At 65.7% G+C, this 17,333-nt stretch carries 20 protein-coding genes; 9 read left to right on the top strand and 11 right to left on the bottom strand.

Annotated features, from left to right (window positions below; translation table 11 throughout):
- Window positions 1–117: 117 nt before the first annotated feature.
- Complete coding sequence (locus AC56KL_RS16595) at window positions 118–858, bottom strand: DNA-formamidopyrimidine glycosylase family protein (protein ID WP_497181269.1); 741 nt, start codon at window positions 856–858, stop codon at window positions 118–120.
- Between the two features lie 156 nt (window positions 859–1,014).
- On the opposite strand from AC56KL_RS16595, the gene AC56KL_RS16590 reads away from it, so the two are divergent.
- Window positions 1,015–1,500, top strand: coding sequence for a DUF3016 domain-containing protein (locus tag AC56KL_RS16590; protein ID WP_497181268.1), 486 nt, complete (start codon window positions 1,015–1,017; stop codon window positions 1,498–1,500).
- A gap of 176 nt (window positions 1,501–1,676) precedes the next feature.
- Window positions 1,677–2,168 (top strand): DUF3016 domain-containing protein, encoded by a 492-nt coding sequence (locus AC56KL_RS16585; RefSeq protein ID WP_497181267.1) that lies wholly within the window; start codon window positions 1,677–1,679, stop codon window positions 2,166–2,168.
- A 68-nt stretch (window positions 2,169–2,236) separates the two neighbouring features.
- Here AC56KL_RS16585 and AC56KL_RS16580 read toward each other — a convergent pair whose 3' ends face one another.
- Genes AC56KL_RS16580 through AC56KL_RS16570 form a run of 3 tightly spaced genes read right to left on the bottom strand, consistent with a single transcriptional unit; the run spans window position 2,237 to window position 4,475 of the window.
- Window positions 2,237–3,328 carry a hypothetical protein gene (locus tag AC56KL_RS16580; protein WP_497181266.1) on the bottom strand — a complete coding sequence of 364 codons (1,092 nt, stop codon included), beginning with the start codon at window positions 3,326–3,328 and terminating at the stop codon, window positions 2,237–2,239.
- A gap of 29 nt (window positions 3,329–3,357) precedes the next feature.
- The gene (locus AC56KL_RS16575) at window positions 3,358–3,870 is read right to left on the bottom strand and encodes a hypothetical protein (protein ID WP_497181265.1); all 513 of its coding nucleotides are present in this window, start codon (window positions 3,868–3,870) and stop codon (window positions 3,358–3,360) included.
- A gap of 11 nt (window positions 3,871–3,881) precedes the next feature.
- Window positions 3,882–4,475, bottom strand: a complete 594-nt coding sequence (locus tag AC56KL_RS16570) for an RNA polymerase sigma factor (RefSeq protein WP_497181264.1) — start codon at window positions 4,473–4,475, stop codon at window positions 3,882–3,884.
- A gap of 148 nt (window positions 4,476–4,623) precedes the next feature.
- On the opposite strand from AC56KL_RS16570, the gene AC56KL_RS16565 reads away from it, so the two are divergent.
- A complete protein-coding gene (locus AC56KL_RS16565; RefSeq protein ID WP_497181263.1) occupies window positions 4,624–4,998 on the top strand; it encodes a hypothetical protein in 375 nt (124 codons plus the stop codon).
- 17 nt (window positions 4,999–5,015) lie between these two features.
- On the opposite strand, the gene AC56KL_RS16560 is transcribed toward AC56KL_RS16565, so the two are convergent.
- The 4 genes from AC56KL_RS16560 to AC56KL_RS16545 form a co-directional block, all read right to left on the bottom strand.
- Entirely contained in the window at window positions 5,016–5,459 is a 444-nt protein-coding gene (locus tag AC56KL_RS16560; RefSeq protein ID WP_497181262.1) for a thioesterase family protein, read from the bottom strand.
- A 15-nt stretch (window positions 5,460–5,474) separates the two neighbouring features.
- Entirely contained in the window at window positions 5,475–6,932 is a 1,458-nt protein-coding gene (locus AC56KL_RS16555) for a PQQ-dependent sugar dehydrogenase (protein ID WP_497181261.1), read from the bottom strand.
- A gap of 102 nt (window positions 6,933–7,034) precedes the next feature.
- Window positions 7,035–8,336 (bottom strand): M20/M25/M40 family metallo-hydrolase, encoded by a 1,302-nt coding sequence (locus AC56KL_RS16550; protein WP_497181260.1) that lies wholly within the window; start codon window positions 8,334–8,336, stop codon window positions 7,035–7,037.
- Window positions 8,337–8,371: 35 nt separating this feature from the next.
- Window positions 8,372–8,764 carry an NUDIX hydrolase gene (locus AC56KL_RS16545; protein ID WP_497181259.1) on the bottom strand — a complete coding sequence of 131 codons (393 nt, stop codon included), beginning with the start codon at window positions 8,762–8,764 and terminating at the stop codon, window positions 8,372–8,374.
- Between the two features lie 133 nt (window positions 8,765–8,897).
- On the opposite strand from AC56KL_RS16545, the gene AC56KL_RS16540 reads away from it, so the two are divergent.
- Genes AC56KL_RS16540 through AC56KL_RS16525 form a run of 4 tightly spaced genes read left to right on the top strand, consistent with a single transcriptional unit; the run spans window position 8,898 to window position 11,169 of the window.
- Window positions 8,898–9,794, top strand: a complete 897-nt coding sequence (locus AC56KL_RS16540) for an SPFH domain-containing protein (protein WP_497181258.1) — start codon at window positions 8,898–8,900, stop codon at window positions 9,792–9,794.
- Between the two features lie 18 nt (window positions 9,795–9,812).
- Entirely contained in the window at window positions 9,813–10,016 is a 204-nt protein-coding gene (locus AC56KL_RS16535) for a type II toxin-antitoxin system antitoxin (RefSeq protein WP_497181257.1), read from the top strand.
- 33 nt (window positions 10,017–10,049) lie between these two features.
- The gene (locus AC56KL_RS16530) at window positions 10,050–10,583 is read left to right on the top strand and encodes a DinB family protein (RefSeq protein ID WP_497181256.1); all 534 of its coding nucleotides are present in this window, start codon (window positions 10,050–10,052) and stop codon (window positions 10,581–10,583) included.
- 55 nt (window positions 10,584–10,638) lie between these two features.
- A complete protein-coding gene (locus AC56KL_RS16525) occupies window positions 10,639–11,169 on the top strand; it encodes a dihydrofolate reductase family protein (RefSeq protein WP_497181255.1) in 531 nt (176 codons plus the stop codon).
- Window positions 11,170–11,190: 21 nt separating this feature from the next.
- Here the strand turns inward: AC56KL_RS16525 and AC56KL_RS16520 are convergent, their stop codons facing one another.
- From AC56KL_RS16520 to mepK, 3 genes are read right to left on the bottom strand one after another with little or no spacing between them, the layout of a single operon-like run.
- Window positions 11,191–11,496, bottom strand: a complete 306-nt coding sequence (locus AC56KL_RS16520; RefSeq protein ID WP_497181254.1) for a hypothetical protein — start codon at window positions 11,494–11,496, stop codon at window positions 11,191–11,193.
- Complete coding sequence (locus AC56KL_RS16515) at window positions 11,493–12,299, bottom strand: hypothetical protein (RefSeq protein WP_497181253.1); 807 nt, start codon at window positions 12,297–12,299, stop codon at window positions 11,493–11,495. The genes AC56KL_RS16520 and AC56KL_RS16515 overlap by 4 nt, the downstream gene beginning before the upstream one ends.
- Window positions 12,300–12,303: 4 nt before the next feature.
- Window positions 12,304–12,762, bottom strand: coding sequence for a peptidoglycan L,D-endopeptidase MepK (gene mepK, locus AC56KL_RS16510; protein ID WP_497181252.1), 459 nt, complete (start codon window positions 12,760–12,762; stop codon window positions 12,304–12,306).
- Window positions 12,763–13,036: 274 nt separating this feature from the next.
- On the opposite strand from mepK, the gene AC56KL_RS16505 reads away from it, so the two are divergent.
- Window positions 13,037–14,173 carry a PQQ-dependent sugar dehydrogenase gene (locus tag AC56KL_RS16505; RefSeq protein ID WP_497181251.1) on the top strand — a complete coding sequence of 379 codons (1,137 nt, stop codon included), beginning with the start codon at window positions 13,037–13,039 and terminating at the stop codon, window positions 14,171–14,173.
- A gap of 352 nt (window positions 14,174–14,525) precedes the next feature.
- Window positions 14,526–17,318 carry a M16 family metallopeptidase gene (locus AC56KL_RS16500; protein WP_497181250.1) on the top strand — a complete coding sequence of 931 codons (2,793 nt, stop codon included), beginning with the start codon at window positions 14,526–14,528 and terminating at the stop codon, window positions 17,316–17,318.
- Window positions 17,319–17,333 lie beyond the last annotated feature (15 nt).

Raw genomic sequence — 17,333 nt, 5'->3', positions numbered from 1 at the left:
ATCGATTGTAGTACGGCTATCAGCCCTTAACAACAGGCAACATTAAAAGTGTTGGTTAACGATGTCACACAGTCGCAAGCTATGTGCAATAGGTAAAGACAAAATGGAAAACGGGCGTTAGCCGTAGCGTTTCTGGCAGCGTTCGCAGTAAAAGCTGCGCCGGTTCGAGCAACCCAGGTGGGCTTTCATGAAGGGAATGTCGCAACGCGGGCAGATGCGCTTCGCATGGGCCAGCCAGTGCTGCTTGAGCACGTATTGGCGCTTCCATGCGAGGAAATCGAAGGAATACTGGCGGGCCTCGTCGACCAGCAGGCGCAGCTTGGGAGCAGGCAGGGCGCCCACCGTCGACAGCGGATGCACGCGGATGCGGAACAGTACCTCGTTCTTGATGATGTTGCCGACGCCGGAAAAGATGTCCTGGTCGAGCAGGGCGTCGCAGGCCAGCATGTCGGGCTGGGCGCGCAGCTTCTTGCGCGCCTTCTTCGGGTCCCAGGTGTCGGACATGACGTCGGCGCTGAAGTCGTAGGCCTCGTAGGTGGCGCGGTCGATTTCCCGGACCTGGCAGGCGTAGAGGTTGAGCTCGTCGCCCTCTGCCGTCTCGATCGACAGGCGCGGCGTCTTGCCCTCGCGCCGCTCATTGATGCGATACGTGCCGAACAACAGGAAGTGGACGCGCACGACCATGTCCGGCGTCTCGATCAGCAGGTGCTTGCCCCAGGTGTGGATGGCGTCGATGCGCTGGCCGACCAGGCGTCCAGGCTCGATGGCGCGGACGTTGCCGTCCGCCCGAACGATGTCCTGGCCAGTGAAGTCCTTGACCAGTTCCTTCAAGATATAGAGTGATGGTCCTTCCGGCACGGTCGCCCTCCTTTACCCGATTCTCTACTCAGCCAGGATAGGCCGTTGTGCGGGTCCTAACATTTCGATACAAAATTCTTGCTAAAGAGAGAGTAAAGCTGGGCGTAAAGAGCATATATTGGAAGTTTAGTGATACTGAACAACAAAGGGAGAGAGATGAAAAAGCTGATTGGACAAGCGGCCGTTGCAGCCGTCCTCGTGCTGGGCGCCGGCGCCGCGTCGGCGGGCATCACGGTCAACTATGTGAATCCCGAGAAGTATTCGGACATTGGCTCCGGCGAGTGGGAGCGCGAGCTGGTGCTGAAAGACCTGACCAAGCATTTCGACAAGTTAGCCAAGGATCTGCCGGCAGGCCACGACCTGACCCTGAACATCACCGACATCGACCTCTCCGGCCAGGAATATCCGGGCAACCGCGCCTCCGGCGACCTGCGCGTACGCGAAGGCAAGGGCGACTGGCCCTACATGGAAATCCACTACACCCTGACCGCCAACGGCCAGACGATCGACAGCGGCGCCGTCCAGCTGCGCGACCAGCGTTACATGGTGCGGCCGATCAGGGGTGCTTACGAAACCGACAACCTGCGCTTCGAGAAACGCATGCTCAACGATTGGTTCAACAAGACCATCCTGAAAAAATAATCCGGCATACCCGGATGGGAAAAACAGCGCGTCGCGCTGTTTTTTTTCGCCTGCGTTCCCGGCCGGCGCGGACTAACATTTGGATACAAAACTTCGACACACCCGCCACTGGAAAGACGGCGCAAAGGGCGTATATTCGGAACATGTAGCAGTCCGAAACAGTGAAAGGGAAAGCAATGAAATCGGTGATTGGCAAAGTAGCCTTGGCTAGCCTGCTCGCGCTGGGTGCCAGCGGCGCCTCGGCGGGCGTGACCGTCAATTATGTGGAGTCCGACAAGTTCTCGGACCTGCCGTTCGCGCAGTGGGAACGCAAGGAAGTGCTGGACGACCTGACGAGCTTTTTCGGCGAACTGGGCAAGTCGCTGCCGGCGGGACAGGAACTGACGGTGGACGTGACCGACATCGACCTGGCCGGCCGTGAATACCCGAATTCGCGCGGTGCGCGCGACCTGCGCATCCTGAAGGGTGGTGCAGACTGGCCCGTCATGACCTTGCGTTATACCTTGAGCGCCAACGGCCAGGTCGTTCGCAGCGGTGACGACAAGCTGGCGGACATGAATTACCTGCACCGGGCGAGCCGCCTGTCCGACGGCGATCGCCTGCGTTTCGAGAAGCGCATGATCGAGGAATGGTTCAACAAGACCATCTTGCAGAAAAAGAAGTCCTGAACGAGCAGGACAGGCATGAAAAAACGGCGCCAGCGTGAACTGGCGCCGTTGTCGTTCATCCCCTCAGGTCAGCCCTTCCGGTCGGCCTTGGCCCGCGCGGCGGCCGACTTTTCCAATGCTTCCTTGGCCAGCGTCGCCGGGTCCTTGACCGTGTAATCCGACGGCACGGTGAACAGGGCGGCCGCCGGTTCGTCGCGCTTCAGGCTCTCGACGCGGAACACGGATTCGCCCGAGCGCGGGTCGCTGCGTTTCTGGTACAACACGGCCTGCAGTTCCGGCGAGGTCCAGGTCTCGGTGCTGACGACGATCGGGTTGCGGTTGCCGATCTCGCCGGCCGGGATCTCGTAGCTGCGCTGCACGCCGGTGGCCTTTACGCCGCTGAATTCACGGGTGCCGAGCTCCTTCGTTTCGGTCTTGGCCGCCCATTTGTGGTCGCCGAACGCCCCGGCGAGCATCGGACCGATGCGCGCTGCAGCGCGCCCTTCGGCGACCTGGGCGATACGGATCTGTACGTCCTTGTGCTCGCCGGCGCCGCCCGAGCGCTCGACCTGCTTGACGATGATGCGCTCGCCCTCGGGCAGCTTGCCCTCGCGGCGCAGCTCCTCGATCTTGATGCGCGCCTGTTCGGCGGCCATCCTGGCCGAGGCGCCGGCAGCATGCGCATCGGCCGCGGCAAGCCGGGCATGTTCGCGGATGGCGCCGGCACGCACTGCCCCCACCTTGATCGCGCTCTTGTCGCGCGGGCGCAGGATGTAGCGTACGCCTTCCACCGGATCGTGGATCGTCACCGTCGTCACTTCGCCGTCTTCGTTGCGCACTTCGGTGCGGGTGCGGCCGGCGCTGTCGCGGTAGCTCATCGAGCTGGTCTTGCGGACGATCTCGTTGCCGTCACTTAGCGTCTGCACGCGTTCCGACACCATCTCGGCGCTATAGGGTGCGTTCTTGATCATTTTCGCCGAGTTCATGTGCACGACCGTCATGCCGTTGCCGACACCGGCAAGGTTCAGGCCATCCGCCAGGCGCAGGTGCAGGTCGCCGCCGCTGCGGGTGACGATGCGGCGCTCGGCGCGCGGCTCGTCCTCGAAGCCCATCTCTTCGGCCAGGGCCGGCGCGAAGGCGCAGGCCAGCAGTGCAGCAATCACGATCTTCTTGGTCATCATGGCATCCTCTTGTGGGTCAATGTCAGGTACTAGTTAGTGGAACTCAGGGTGGAACTGAGCCGCACGGCCAGCGGATGGCCGTCGGCGGCGACAAGCATTTCGGCGCGCACGGTGTCGGCCGCGTTCTCCGGGCTCACCGGCACGCCGAGCGACGCCAGCGCGGTGCGCGGCACCTCGGCCTCGACCAGCCGCGCGTCGGGCTCCGCTTCGATGCGTTCGAGCGAATCGAGGGCGACGAAGGCGGCGCCGTTGTCGAAGCCGACCAGCGGCGGTCCGCTCACGCTCACCGCCTGGTGCGGCGACTGGGCCAGCAGCAACACGACCGCCGTCAGCGAGCACAGGGCGCCGGCGGTGCCCCATTGCGGCAGGGTCAGCAGCTGGTACCAGCGGCGCTTCGTCGCAGGCTTGCGCGCGAACTGGCGCTCGAAGGCCTGCAGCAGCTCTTTCTCCACGCAGCGCGGCGCATCGATGCCGGCCAGCTCGCCGCGCAGCGCGGCAAGGCAGGGGGCGAGGGCGTCGTCCGGGTTTTGTTTCATATCCATCGTCTGCTCCATCAATGTGCGAGGCATGCCGGTCCGTGCGCCCCGAGGCGCTTGGCCAGGGCCGCCCTGCCGCGCGACAGGCGCGAGCGGACGGTGCCGATGTCGACCTGGCAGATCACGGCGATCTCCTGGTAGGACAGTTCATGCAATTCATACAGGATGACCACGTCGCGGTAGTGCGGCGGCAGCAGGGCCAGCGCGCGCCGTACTTCCTCGGCCGCCTCGTTGCCCAGCAAACGGGCGAGCGGCTCGGCGCCTTCGGCGGCGACATCGAGATCGAGCTCGCCATCCTCGCCGGGTTCCGGCAGCGCTACCTGGCGCCGGCGCGGCTCCTCCAGCTTCAGGATCATGTTGCGCACCACGCCGACCAGGAAATGCTGCAGCTGGCCGCGCAGGGGATCGAAGGCGAGGCGCTGTGTCAGCAGGCCCATGAAGGCTTCCTGCACCACGTCGGCCGCCACGTCCGGCGCACCGCAGCGCATCAGCGCGTAGCGGTACAGCGGACCCTGGTGGCGCCGGAACAGCGCCGTGAAGGCGTCGGCGCGGCCCGCATGCGTCTGGCGCAGCAGTTCATGGTCGGCGGTGTCGGGGGCGAGGGCGGTCATGGTCGTCATCTTTACCTGTATTCCGGTGACGGGGCCGGAAAGTTCCAGCTATTTTCCAGAAAGAACGAAAACAGCGGAACAGATGCGCTCTGGCCGAGGCTCTGCTATCGTTTACTTGCACAATGTCTCTGACAAAGAGGTCCGAATCATGAAACGCCTGTCCCTTGCCATTGCGGCACTGGCCCTGTCGACGCCGGCGCTGGCCTGCCCCGAGCTGGAGGCACTGGCGCGCCGCTATGGCATCTCGTTTGCGGGCTTCGACACGCCGATTCCGGCCGCCAGAGGGCCGGCTGCCCCGGAAGGGAAGCTGCTGCGCCTGCCCCTCGGCTATCCGGAAGCCGTCAGCGACGGTTTCCGGCACACGGTGCTGTTCGACAGCGCGACCAGGAAGGCGTGGATCCTGCGCACCGGGGGCTTTGCCGGCGTGTACGAGTGGTATGGGCCGGTGGATGTGGGCGGCGCGAAGCTCGAAAGCTGCCGGCGGGAGCCGGCGTTGGCAGTCGAGTCTGTTCGAAAAGGCTGAAGGCCGGCCGCCGGCGCTCAGTCGATCCAGTTCACGCGGTCGAACTTGCCGCGGAAGTCTTCCGGCATCATCACGACCTGGCTGGTCTTGTAGTTGTAGAAGACGAAGCCCGACTTCGCCATGGCGATCAGCTTGCGGTCGCGCGGGCGGGTGATGCGGAAGATGATGTCGCCGCCGTACTTGTTGAAATCCATGACCCCCACTTCGAACAGCAGCTGGTCGCGCGCATGCGCCTCGGCGCGGTAGGTCGTCGCCAGGTCGGTGACGATGATGCCGGTGCCGTCGCGCTCGGTCTCGGCGACGCCGAACTCGAACAGGAAGCGCGCGCGCGCCTCTGAAATCATCGAGATCATCGAATCGTTGCCGAGGTGGTTGGCGCCATTGATGTCGGTGACGCGCACCGACATCGGGGTGGAATAGCAGAACTGGTCTTCGGGAAAGGTGAGTTGTAAGCGTGCCATTTCTCTATTCTAAGCTCATGGAGTAGTGGATCGTCCTATTTTATAGACGATGCCGGCCGACGTCATGAGATACAACTCGCCCTGTCCATCCTGCCCGAAGGAGACCACGTTGCCGATGCTGCCCACGTTCCAGTCGCGCTGCTCGCCCACGCTGGCGCCGCTGGCCAGGAAGCTCTTCAGGAAACCGCGGCAGTAGTCCGAGTAGAAGTAGCGCCCCTGCAGCCCGGGAATGGCGCTGCCGCGGTAGACGAAGCCGCCGGTGATCGAGCAGCCGTTGGCGTCGTTCGCGCCGTGGTCGTATTCGAAGGCGGGCAGGGTCAGGCCGCCCTGGTCGCAGCTGGCGGCGCCATAGCACAGCGTGCCTTCCATGGTGTTCCAGCCGTAGTTGAGTCCGGCGGCGCCGGCCGCGCCGATATTGACTTCCTCGCGCCGGTCCTGGCCGACGTCGCTCAGGTAGAGCTGGCTGCCGTCGAAGCTGAAGCGCCATGGGTTGCGCAGCCCGGCCGCCCAGATCTCGGCGCGGCGGCCGGCCTGGCCGGCGTAGGGATTGCCGGCAGGGATCGCGTAGGGCTGTGCGGCGGTCGCGCCCCGCACGTCGATCCGCAGCAGCTTGCCCAGCAGCGAATTCAGGTTCTGGCCATTGCGGTTCGGGTCGCCCCCGCCGCCGCCGTCGCCGGTGGCGAGGTACAAGTTGCCGTCCGGGCCGAACGCGACCTGGCCGCCGAAATGGTTGGTGAAGGTCGGATGCGGGACGCGCAGGATGACCAGGCCCGAGGTCGGGTCCGCCAGGTTGGGATTGCTGCCGGCCGTAAAGCGCTCGATGACGATGTTCAGTTGCGGGTCAGTGTAGTAGAGGTAAAAGTAGCCGTTGTTCGCGAACTGCGGGTCGAAGGCCATCGACAGCAGTCCGCCTTCGCCGCCGGTGAAGACGCGGCTGCTGATGTCGAGGTAGGGCGCCGTCAGGGTGCTGCCGTTGTTGACGATGCGGATGCGGCCCGGCCGCTCGACGACGAACAGCCGTGCGTCGCCGGACGGCGCGGTGAGGTAGGTCGGGCTGTCGAAGCTGGATGCGACCTGGCTCAGCGCGATTCCCACGGCCGCGCCGCCGTAGCTCACGGTGGCGGTGACATTGCCGCCTGCGGTGACGACGGCGCCCTGGGTGGCGGGCGAGGGCGCGTAGGTGACGCCGCCCGCGGTGACGGGCGCCGCAGCGACGTTGTAGCTGCCGGCGGCCAGGTTCGACAGCGTTTGCGAACCGGTCAGGTCTTGCTGATAATTGGCGGGGCCGCTCACGCGCACCGAGGCGTTCACGCCGGCCGGCAGCCCGCTGGTGACGACCGCCAGCGTGCCGGTGGTGGCCGCAGGTGGCGTCGGGCCGGGCGTACCCGGGCTGCCTCCTCCACCGCCGCAAGCCGCCAGGCCCAGGGACAGGAGGAACAGCAACAGCAGCGGCAAGCGCGTCCACGTATGCATGACAGTCTCCCGGAATGCCGGCGGCTCCGCCGCCAGCTTGCTGTCATTCTGCCAGTGAACCGGCAGGCTTCGCCAGCAGAATTCGCCAGCGGTGCGGGCCGGCTAGCGCGTCAGGCGGTACATCAATAGTGCAGCGCGGACCGCCGAGCGTTCCAGCGACGTCAGGTCCACGCGCTCGTTCGGCGAGTGGGCCGCGCCGCCGCTCGCGCCCAGGCCGTCGAGGCTGTCGACGTGGGGCGCCACGAACTGGATGTCGCCAGCGCCGCGCGCGGTCGCCGGCACCGCGCCCACCGCACCCAGGCCGGCATCGAAGCTTGCCTGCGAATATAGTTCCAGCAGCTTCAGGTTGCCGGGCGTGACCGCCATTGGCGGATAGGAATCGCGGAAACGGATCGTGGCGCTGGCGCCGGGCAGGCTCTGCGCGACGATCTCGCGCATGCGGGCATGGGCGCGGTCGCGCTGGGCGTAATCGAGGTAGCGCAGGTCGCCGCGCACCGTGACCGTGTTGGCGACGACATTGGTCTTGCCGGCCGCCGTGCCCTTCGTACTGGCCTCGTCGAAGCTGACGTCGGTGCCGCCCAGGATCACGCCCGGGTTGAAGGTGAGTCCCGGCTCGACCACGTGCTGGCGGAAGCCGTCGAGGATGCGCGCGGCCTCGTACACGGCGCCGTAGCCGGCAGGGCCGAACACGCCTTGCGAATGGCCCTGGCGGCCCTTGACGTCAAGGTCGAAGCTGGCGGTGGCACGGCGGCCGACCGTGGCCATCGCCCCGCCGTCCGGCCCGGCGACGGCGCCTTCGAAGCTGAGCGCGACGTCGCTGCGCCTGGCCAGCTCGACCAGGTCGCGGCGCGAGATCTCGCGCGGGTGGCCGGCTTCTTCCTCGTCGCCGGTGAACACGACGGTAATCGTGGCGCCGTCGAGCGCTCCCGCGCGGTGCAGGGCGCGCAGGGCGGCGATCGCGACCACGTTGCCGCCCTTCATGTCGCCGACGCCCTGGCCGCGCGCCGTGGTCTCGCTCTCGCGTTCCCACAGCGGGGCGGGGGCGTCCGGCTCGAACACGGTATCGAGGTGGCCGAGCAGCAGCAGGCGCTTTCCTCGCGTACCCATGCGGTTCGCCACCAGGTGGCCGGCGCGCCCCATCTCGCGCGGCATGTCGATCCACACGGTCTTGAAGCCGAGCGCCTCCAGTTCCTTGCGGTAGACCTCGCCGACCGCGCGCACGCCCGCCATGTTGAAGGTGCCGCTGTTGATGCGGGCGCTGCGCTCGAGCAGCTGGACGGCCTCCGGCTGCCAGGCCTTGACCTCGCCGGCGATGCGCTGCTCGATGGGCGACAGGCCCTGGGCCTGTGCAGCGGTGGCGAGCAGGGTGCTCAATGCGAGGGAAAGGGCAAGCTGGCGCGGCATGGGTCGGCATCCTGGAATGAAGATGTGCAACTCTACTACGCCGGCAGGCCGCAACGGCAGGACCAGGCAGCGATCGAGGCGCGGTAACCCGGTGGCAGACGAGCCGGGAGCGCGTCTGGTGCAAACGTCCCGATGCGCTTGTGCTCGTGGCTGATGCGGGGATCGAACGCACCATCGAGACGGCAGCCGTAGGTGACGATGAACACGTGCTTGCCCGGGACGACCTCGAACAGATAGGTGTCGAGCAAGTCCTCGGCCACCACGGACAAGCCGAGTTCTTCCCTGATCTCCCGCACGACACATTCCTCCGGGGTTTCCCCGGGCTCGATGCGGCCGCCAGGGAGTTCCCATTCGTCACGCTCGTTCATGAGCAGGACGACCTCGCCCGATGGCGTGTGGAAGACGCCTTTGATGGATACCGCGAACATGCTTGCCTTTGCTGGTGTGCCGTCAACCCAAGCTTAATCCATTTCCTAATCTTTAGTTAAATTGCTTGACATTAATTTATAGTGATCCTAAAGTGATATCACTTTGATGTTACTTGCCTAGAAGGAGTCAAGCATGCACGCAGCAACCACGCGCCGCGAAAAGGCGTTCTCATCCGCGAATGGCTACCTGGCGGCCGCTGCCGGGATTGCGCTGCTGCTAGGGGCCGTCTACCTGTTCAAGTCCGGGGCCGAAACGGGCGGCGGCTTCCCGACCATCCTGGCCATTGCTGCGATGGTGCTGGCCGCGCTCATCTGCCTGGCCGGCTTGTTCATGCTCCAGCCGAACGAAAGCGCGATCCTCACCCTGTTCGGCAAGTACATCGGTACCGACCGCAGCGAGGGCCTGCGCTGGGCCTTCCCCCTGTATGTCAAGCGGCGCCTGTCGCTGCGCGCCCGGAATTTCAATGCGCCCACGCTGAAGGTGAACGACAAGCGCGGCAACCCGGTCGAGATCAGCGCGGCCGTCGTCTGGCGCGTGCGCGACACCGCCCAGGCCGTGTTCGAAGTCGACGACTTCGAGCGCTACGTGTCGATCCAGGCCGAGGCCGCGCTGCGTCACCTGGCATCGCAGTATGCCTACGACGAGGGCGAGGACTTGCCTGAAGGGGAAACCACGTTGCGCGCCGGCATGGACGTGGTGGCCGACGCGCTCCAGCGCGAGCTGCAGGCCCGCTTCGAAGCGGCCGGCGTGGAAGTGCTCGATGCGAAGCTGACCCATTTGGCCTATGCTGCCGAGATTGCCCAGGTGATGCTGCGCCGCCAGCAGGCCGAGGCGATCATCAGCGCCCGCGCCAAGATCGTCCATGGCGCCGTCAGTATGGTGGAAGCTGCGCTGAAAGGATTGTCGGAGCGCGGCATCGTCGAACTCGACGACGAGCGCAAGGCGGCCATGGTCAGCAACCTGCTGGTGGTGTTGTGTTCGGACAAGGAAACCCAGCCGATCGTCAACACGGGCACACTTTATAACTAAGACCAAGCGCCGAACAGCATGGCAAGTCCTGGCAAAAAAGCCTTTCCCCTACGGATCGATCCTGCGCTGTGGGAGGAACTGCAGCGCCTCGCCGCGCGCGACCTGCGCAGCGTGAACGCAGAGATCGAATTCCTGCTGCGGGAAGGCCTTGCCCGGCGCGGCATCAAGCACATCGAAGGCAAGGGTAAGGGCGATGGCGGGACGCCCGGCGAAGAATCCTGATTCCGCATCGATCTCACAAGAACACCACCACCCATGCCGACCCGCGAAGACATCGTTCTACTGGCCAGCTATAACGCGTCGATGAACCGGAAACTGTATGCCGCGGCGGCCAGCTTGCCGCACGACGTGCTGGGCGCCGACCGGGGCGCCTTTTTCGGGTCGATACTCGGCACCCTGAATCACATCATGGTGGGAGACCTCATCTGGCTGGGGAGGATGAGGGGGCATCCGGCCGGCTTTCCTTCCCTGGCCGCCCTGGCCGGCATCCCCGTACCCACCGGTCTCGCGCATCGCTACAGCGACGAGCTGGATTCGCTGTGGGAACTGCGCGCGCGGGTCGATGCTGTCATCGAGGCCCTGGCGGCGGAAATCACGGATGGCGACCTGGCGCAGCCGGTCTCCTACAGGAACGCGCGCGGCGACTACCGCAAGAACGCGGGGGCATTGCTGCTGCACCTGTTCAACCACCAGACGCACCACCGCGGCCAGGCCAGCACCCTGCTGTCGCAACTGCAGGTCGATATCGGTGTCACCGACCTGCTCGAATGGATACCCGAGCAAGCCTGATATGATCGGATGACGCAGTCGGCAGCGCGGACGCACCGCGCGCGGAAAGGAGAACATGGCCAAGCTCGTATTCGGAATGAACCAGTCCCTGGACGGCTACGTCGACCACATGGCGTTTGCGCCCGGCCCAAGGCTGTTTCGCCACTTCGTCGAAGAGGCGCGGGGGCAGACCGGCAGCATCTACGGCCGCCGCATCTACGAGATCATGCGTTACTGGGACGAGGATCATCCGGAATGGAACGCGGACGAGCAGGCCTTCGCGCTGGCATGGCGCAGGCAGACCAAATGGGTCGCGTCGCGCTCCGCGCAGTCGCTCGGTCCGAATGCCATTCTTCTCGAGGATGATCTCGAGGGCGCGATCCGCAGGCTGAAGGCCGGCACCGAGGGCGAGATCGAAGTCGCCGGCCCGGACCTGGCGCGCAGCCTCACCGAACTCGGCCTGATCGACGAGTACCGCATCTACCTGCACCCCGTGGTGCTGGGTGGGGGCACGCCATACTTCGCCGGGCCGCGCCCGCCGCTGCGCCTGGTGGCGCACGAGCGGATCGACGGGGATGTGCTCAAGCTGACCTACGTCCCGGCCTGAACCAGGCGCCAAGCTCGTGGTTCAGGGCGGGCCGGGCGGGCGCGTGCGCGTCCTGGCCACGACGCCGGCAGGATCGATCAGCACGACGAACTCCGCGAAGCGTCCGCTTCCGACCGGCGACTGGTACACCCAGGCCTCGTAGCCGCTGTCGAACACGACCTGCCTGGTGGGTCCGAAAGCGGCCAGCAGCTGCGCCCTGGTGGTGGCGCCGGGAGTCACGGCCCCCTGCAGCCGCTCGATCGGCGCCTGGGCGCCAGGCGGCGCGGACGAGGTGGCGCAGCCGGCCAGCAGGAGCAGGGCGAACAGGGCGCACATGGTGGATTTCACCGCGCCTCCTCCATGTACTCGAACTCGACCAGGGTATCGTCGGACCAGGACTTGTCCCAGATCGGCGCGTAGAAGGTGCGGTCGAGCATGACCTGGCAGTCGCAGAACTGCAGGTCGGCCTTCGTCAATTCGCCGCCCGCATAGAGCATGTTGAAGGGCAGGGTTTCGACACGCTCGCCGGCGCGCAGGCGTACCCCGAAAATGGGGCGGTCGGCGAAGAACAGGTAGTTGCCGCCCGGGCCGCCGCACACCTGCTCGGGCGTGGTGAGGGCATTGGAGATCCAGCCGAACAGCGGCGAGCTGTTGGACACCAGGCCGGCCTCGACCCCGACCAGGCACTCCAGGCGCATGTCGCCAAGGCGCCGCGTGCCGGCGGGCAGGCCGGGCGTGACGACCAGGGCGCGCCAGGTCATGCTGGTGGTCTTGCGGTTGGCGACCACGGCCGCGTCTTCGCGCAGCGCGGCCTCGTTACTGGGCAGGACGAAGCTGTTGTCTTCGGCCACAGGGACGGGCACGCTGACGGAGTCGCCCGCGATACGCAGCGTGATGCCGCGCATGTCGACGCCCGGCAGGCGCGGCAGCAGCTGGAAGCGCAAGGGCGCGTTCGGGGCCAGGGCACGCTCGCGTGCGTAGCGTTCCATACCCTTGATCATTTTTCGGTAGGATTTGTCGACCGGGTCGCGGGTGGATTGCACCTTCACGGTCGCAGGCTGCCCGGCGGCTTGCGCCCAGGCAGCTGAGGAATGCGCTCCGCCGGCCAGGACGGCCAGGCAGAGGATGACGCGGGCGGAAAGCCGCGTCATGGCCTTACCAGGAACGGACGCGGCCGGTGTCCATGTGGACGAACTGCGAGTCGGCGTAGTAGCCGACACCGCCGCCCTTGAGCGACATGGCCGCCTTGTGCAGCATCCTGAGGTCCTTGCCCGGCAGGCGGATGTCGATGGCCTTGGCGTCCATGTGCAGGCTGCGCCTTGCCACGCCACCGCTGGCCGCGTGCAGCTTGGCGTTCGACTCGGGCGAGCGGTAGCCGGAAATGATGTGCAGTTCGCGGCCGTTGTCCAGCTTGTCGTTGAGCTGGGTGAGCAGCAGCAGGAGCTCGGGGTCGATCTGCGCGATCTTGTTGTTGCGATGGTCGCGCAGCACCTTGTTGATGTCCTTCATCGCATCCGGGATGAACGCGCCTTCGGCCCAGAACACGGACTTCAGCTTCTCGCCGGTGTGCGTGTTGTACAGGCGCAGGACACGCTCGCCGGAGGTCGGCTGCAAAGCCGGCTGCAAAGCGGGCTGTGACGTTTTGGCAAGCGCTGGAATGCTGAGCGTGGAAGCGGTGGCGGAAACTGCGAGGAGGGAGGACTTCAGGAAGGCGCGTCGTTGCATCATCGTCAGAGATCCTTATGACTGGGTTCACTCAAATGTAAATTCTACGCCTCTTGTGTTAAACGTGCAGAGAAAATGCAGGAAAATGCGGTAAAAAGAACACTTTGTTAATGCTTTGACCAATCCCGGGAGATATTTCATGCCAAGTAATCAAGGATTTGCCATGTTCGTTGCCACGCTGATCGCAATGGGCTGCGCCAGCGCCGTGGCGCAGGAAGTCGAACCGGTGGCCGAGCCGCCCGCCGCCAAGGGCTGGAAGCTCGAGACCGTCGTGGACGGCCTGCCGCAGCCCTGGGCCATGACCTGGCTGGCCGACGGCCGCATGCTGGTCACCGGCAAGAAGGGCACGCTGCACCTCGTTGACGGCAAGCGCGTGCAGGACGTCGCGGTCGAAGGGCTGCCGGCCCTGTTCACGCAAGGCCAGGGCGGCCTGCTCGACATCGCCGTGCATCCGGCCGATAAAGGTCCGAATCCGCGCGTGTACATGACGATGGCCGGCGGCACCCAGGATGCGAACCGCACGGTGCTGGTACAGGGTGTCTTCGACGGCAAGCGCGTGCACGGCATCAAGACCCTGTTCACGGCCTCGCCGTCGAAGAGCGGCGGCCAGCACTTCGGCTCGCGCATCGTGTTCCTGAAGGACGGCACGCTCCTGATGAGCATCGGCGACGGCGGCAACCCGCCTGCGCGCGTGGGCAACATGCTGGCGCGCGACCAGGCCCAGAACGTCGGCAGCCACAACGGGTCCATCCTGCGCCTCACCGCCGAAGGCAAGCCGGCCCCGGGCAACCCGCTGGCCGCGCAGAAGGGCGCGCTGCCCGAGCTGTGGAGCATCGGCCACCGCAATATCCAGGGCATGGTGGTGGACGCCAACGGCCGCGTATGGGCGAGCGAGCACGGTCCGCGCGGCGGCGACGAGATCAACGTGATCGAGGGCGGCAAGAACTACGGCTGGCCGCTGCAGAGCTATGGCCAGGACTACAAGACCCGCGAGCCGATCGGCAAGCGGGTCGTTGCGGGCATGGTGAATCCCCTGGTCGTGTGGACGCCGTCGACCGGCGCTTCCGGCCTGGCCTGGTACACCGGGTCGGCTTTCCCGGCCTGGCGCGGCAGCCTGTTCTCGGGCGGCCTGGCCACCGAGGACATCCGCCGGGTGGCCTTCGATGCCCGGGGCAAGGTGGCGCAACAGGAGCGCCTCGACATCGGCAAGCGGGTGCGCGACGTGCGCCAGGGGCCGGACGGGCACTTGTACGCCATTACCGACGAAGCGAAGGGCAGCCTGCTGCGCATCGTGCCGTAGGCGTGTTCCAGTCCAGTGGACTGGAACACGCTTTGCTGAACGCGCGTTCAACTTTCGGATGCGCAGTAGGGTGGGCAGGTCTCCTGCCCACGCGTTCGACCGGCTACAAAATCATGGGTACGGCTTTCTGGGCGCTATCTATCACCGCGTGGGCGGGACACCCGCCCACCCTACGAAAGCCACACTCCGATGCTCAGCGCATGGATTTTCCTTCCCTGTGCAATAAATTCTTTGTTGCAATTACAAAAGCTGCCTAGAATGCAAGGTTCGGGCAGCCAGCTCGCCCTGGCTGCCCGGCTGACGGCAACCCGCCGTTTCCCATCCTGTCCGGATGATCTCTTGGAGGAGCAGCATGGCAGTATCCGTTCGTCGCACTCTCCAGATGGCAGTAGCGCTCGCGCTCGCCACTGGCTTCACCACCGTCCACGCGGCCCCGGCCCCGGCCGCGGCCAAGTCCCAGGCCAGCACGCCCGACATTCCCATTCCCGACGTCAAGTACACCAAGTTCACCCTGAAGAACGGGCTGACGGTGCTGGTCCACGAAGACCACAAGACGCCGGTGGTGGCGATCAACACCTGGTACCACGTGGGGTCCAAGAATGAAAAGCCGGGCAAGACCGGCTTCGCCCACCTGTTCGAACACCTGATGTTCGGCGGCAGCGACAACTTCAAGAAGACCTACCTGAGCGCCTTGCAGGGCATCGGCGCGACCGACCTGAACGGCACCACCAACCAGGACCGCACCAACTACTTCCAGAACGTGCCGACCTCGATGCTGGACTATGCGCTGTTCGCCGAGAGCGACCGCATGGGCCACCTGCTCGGCACCGTCGACAAGAAGACGCTCGACCTGCAGCGCGGCGTGGTGCAGAACGAGAAGCGCCAGCGCGAGAACCAGCCCTACGGCCTGGCCTACGAACTGCTGGTGACCAACACCTACCCGGTCGGCCACCCGTACTCCTGGACCGTGATCGGCAAGATGGAAGACCTGGATGCGGCCTCGATGACCGACGTGCAGGACTGGTTCAAGACCAACTACGGCCCGAACAACACCGTGCTGGTGCTGTCCGGCGACATCACCCCGGAAGTGGCGCGCCAGAAGGTGGAGCAGTATTACGGCCACATTCCGCCGGGCCCGCCGCTGGTCAAGCACCAGGCCTGGATCGCCAAGCGCACCGGCACCCACCGCACGAGCGCGCAGGACCGCGTGACGCAGTCGCGCATCTACCGCACCTGGAACGTCCCGGGCGCCAATACACCGGAAGAAGTGCAGCTCGACCTGGCCAGCCTGGTGCTGGGCGGCGGCAAGACCTCGCGCCTGTACAAGCGCCTGGTGTACAAGGACCAGCTGGCCACCAGCACGTTCGGCAGCAACAGCAGTTCGGAAATCGGCGGCCAGTTCAGCATGATCCTGACCGCGCGTCCGGGCGCCGACGTGGCGAAGATGGAACGCATCGCCGACGAAGAGCTGCAGGCCCTGATGAAGAACGGCCCCACCGAGGCCGAACTGCGCCTGGCCAAGACCGCCATCCTGGCCCAGTACACCCGCATGATCGAGCGTGTCGGCGGCTTCGGCGGCAAGAGCGACCTGCTGGCCTCGTGCCAGACCTATACCGGCAACCCGGACTGCTACAAGGTCTACCTGCAGCGCGTCAAGGACGCCACCCCGGCATCCGTCAAGAAAGCCATGAACGACTGGCTGAGCACCGGCGACTTCATTCTGCAGGTCGACCCGTACCCGACCGGCCTGGCGGCAGGCAAGCCGGGCGTGGACCGCAGCAAGGAGCCGGCGCTCGGCAAGCCGATGGCGCTCAAGCTGCCGGAGATGCAGAAGATGACGCTGTCGAACGGCCTGAAGGTCGTGCTGGCGGAGCGCCATGATGCGCCGGTGGTGAACTTCCAGCTGCTGGTGGACAGCGGCTATGCCTCGGACGCGCAGGATAAGCCGGGCGTCGCCAGCCTGGCCATGCGCATGCTCGAGGAAGGCACCAGGACCCGCAAGTCGCTGGAGATCGGCGAAGCCTTCGAGAGCCTGGGTGCGGAGTTCGGCGCCAGCGCCAACCTCGACACCGGGATCGTCTACATGAACACGCTCAAGGCGACCATGCCGCAGGCGCTGAACCTGTACTCGGACCTGGTCCTCAACCCGTCCTTCCCGCAGAACGAGTTCGAGCGCCTGCAGAAGGACCGCCTGGCCGCGATCGCACGCGAGAAGACCGTGCCGCAGACGATGGCCCTGCGCGTGCTGCCGAGCATCCTGTACGGCCAGGGCCACCCGTATGCCAAGCCCTTCACCGGCACCGGCACCGAAGCGGCCGTGCAGCGCATGACCCGCGACGACCTGGTCAAGTACCACGCCACCTGGTTCAAGCCGAACAACGCCACCCTGCTGGTAGTGGGCGACACCACGCTGGCCGAGGTCAAGCCGATGCTGGAGAAAGCCTTCGCCGGTTGGAAAGCAGGCGAGGTGCCGAAGAAGGTGCTGAACGAGGTCGCCGCGCCCGCGAAGAACGTGGTCTACCTGGTCGACCGTCCGGGCGCGCTGCAGAGCGTGATCGTCGGCGCCCAGCTGGCGGTGCCGCGCAAGCACGAGGACGCGCTGCCGCTCGAAATCGTCAACCACCTGTTCGGCGGCTCCTTCAATTCGCGCATCAACATGAACCTGCGCGAAGACAAGCACTGGTCCTACGGCGTCCGCAGCTCGCTGCAGCCGGCCCTGGGCCAGCGTGCGTTCATGAGCGTGTCGCCGGTGCAGACCGACAAGACCCGTGAATCGCTGCAGGAACTGGTGCGTGAATACCGCGACATCGCCGGCGGCAAGCCGATCACGGCGGACGAGCTGAAGCAGGCGGTCGACAACAACACGCTCGGCCTGCCGGGCAGCTTCGAGACGGCCGGCCAGCTGACCAGCGCCTACACCAACATCGTGCAGTACGGCCTGCCGGACGACTACTACAACACCTACACCCAGAAGGTCTTGTCGCTGTCCCCGCAGCAGGCCAACGCACTGGCGGCGCGCAGCTTCACGCCAGACCGCCTGGTGTGGGTGGTCGTGGGCGACATGAGCAAGATCGAGTCGGGCATCCGCGCACTGAACATCGGCGAGGTCCGCAAGATCGACGTCGACGGCAAGCCGGTGCAGTAAGCGTCACGCGGGCGG

It is taken from the genome of Telluria sp. ZB4P34 (assembly GCF_059686055.1).
Note: the sequence above shows the minus strand (reverse complement) of the source record. Positions and strands in the feature narration are given on the sequence as shown.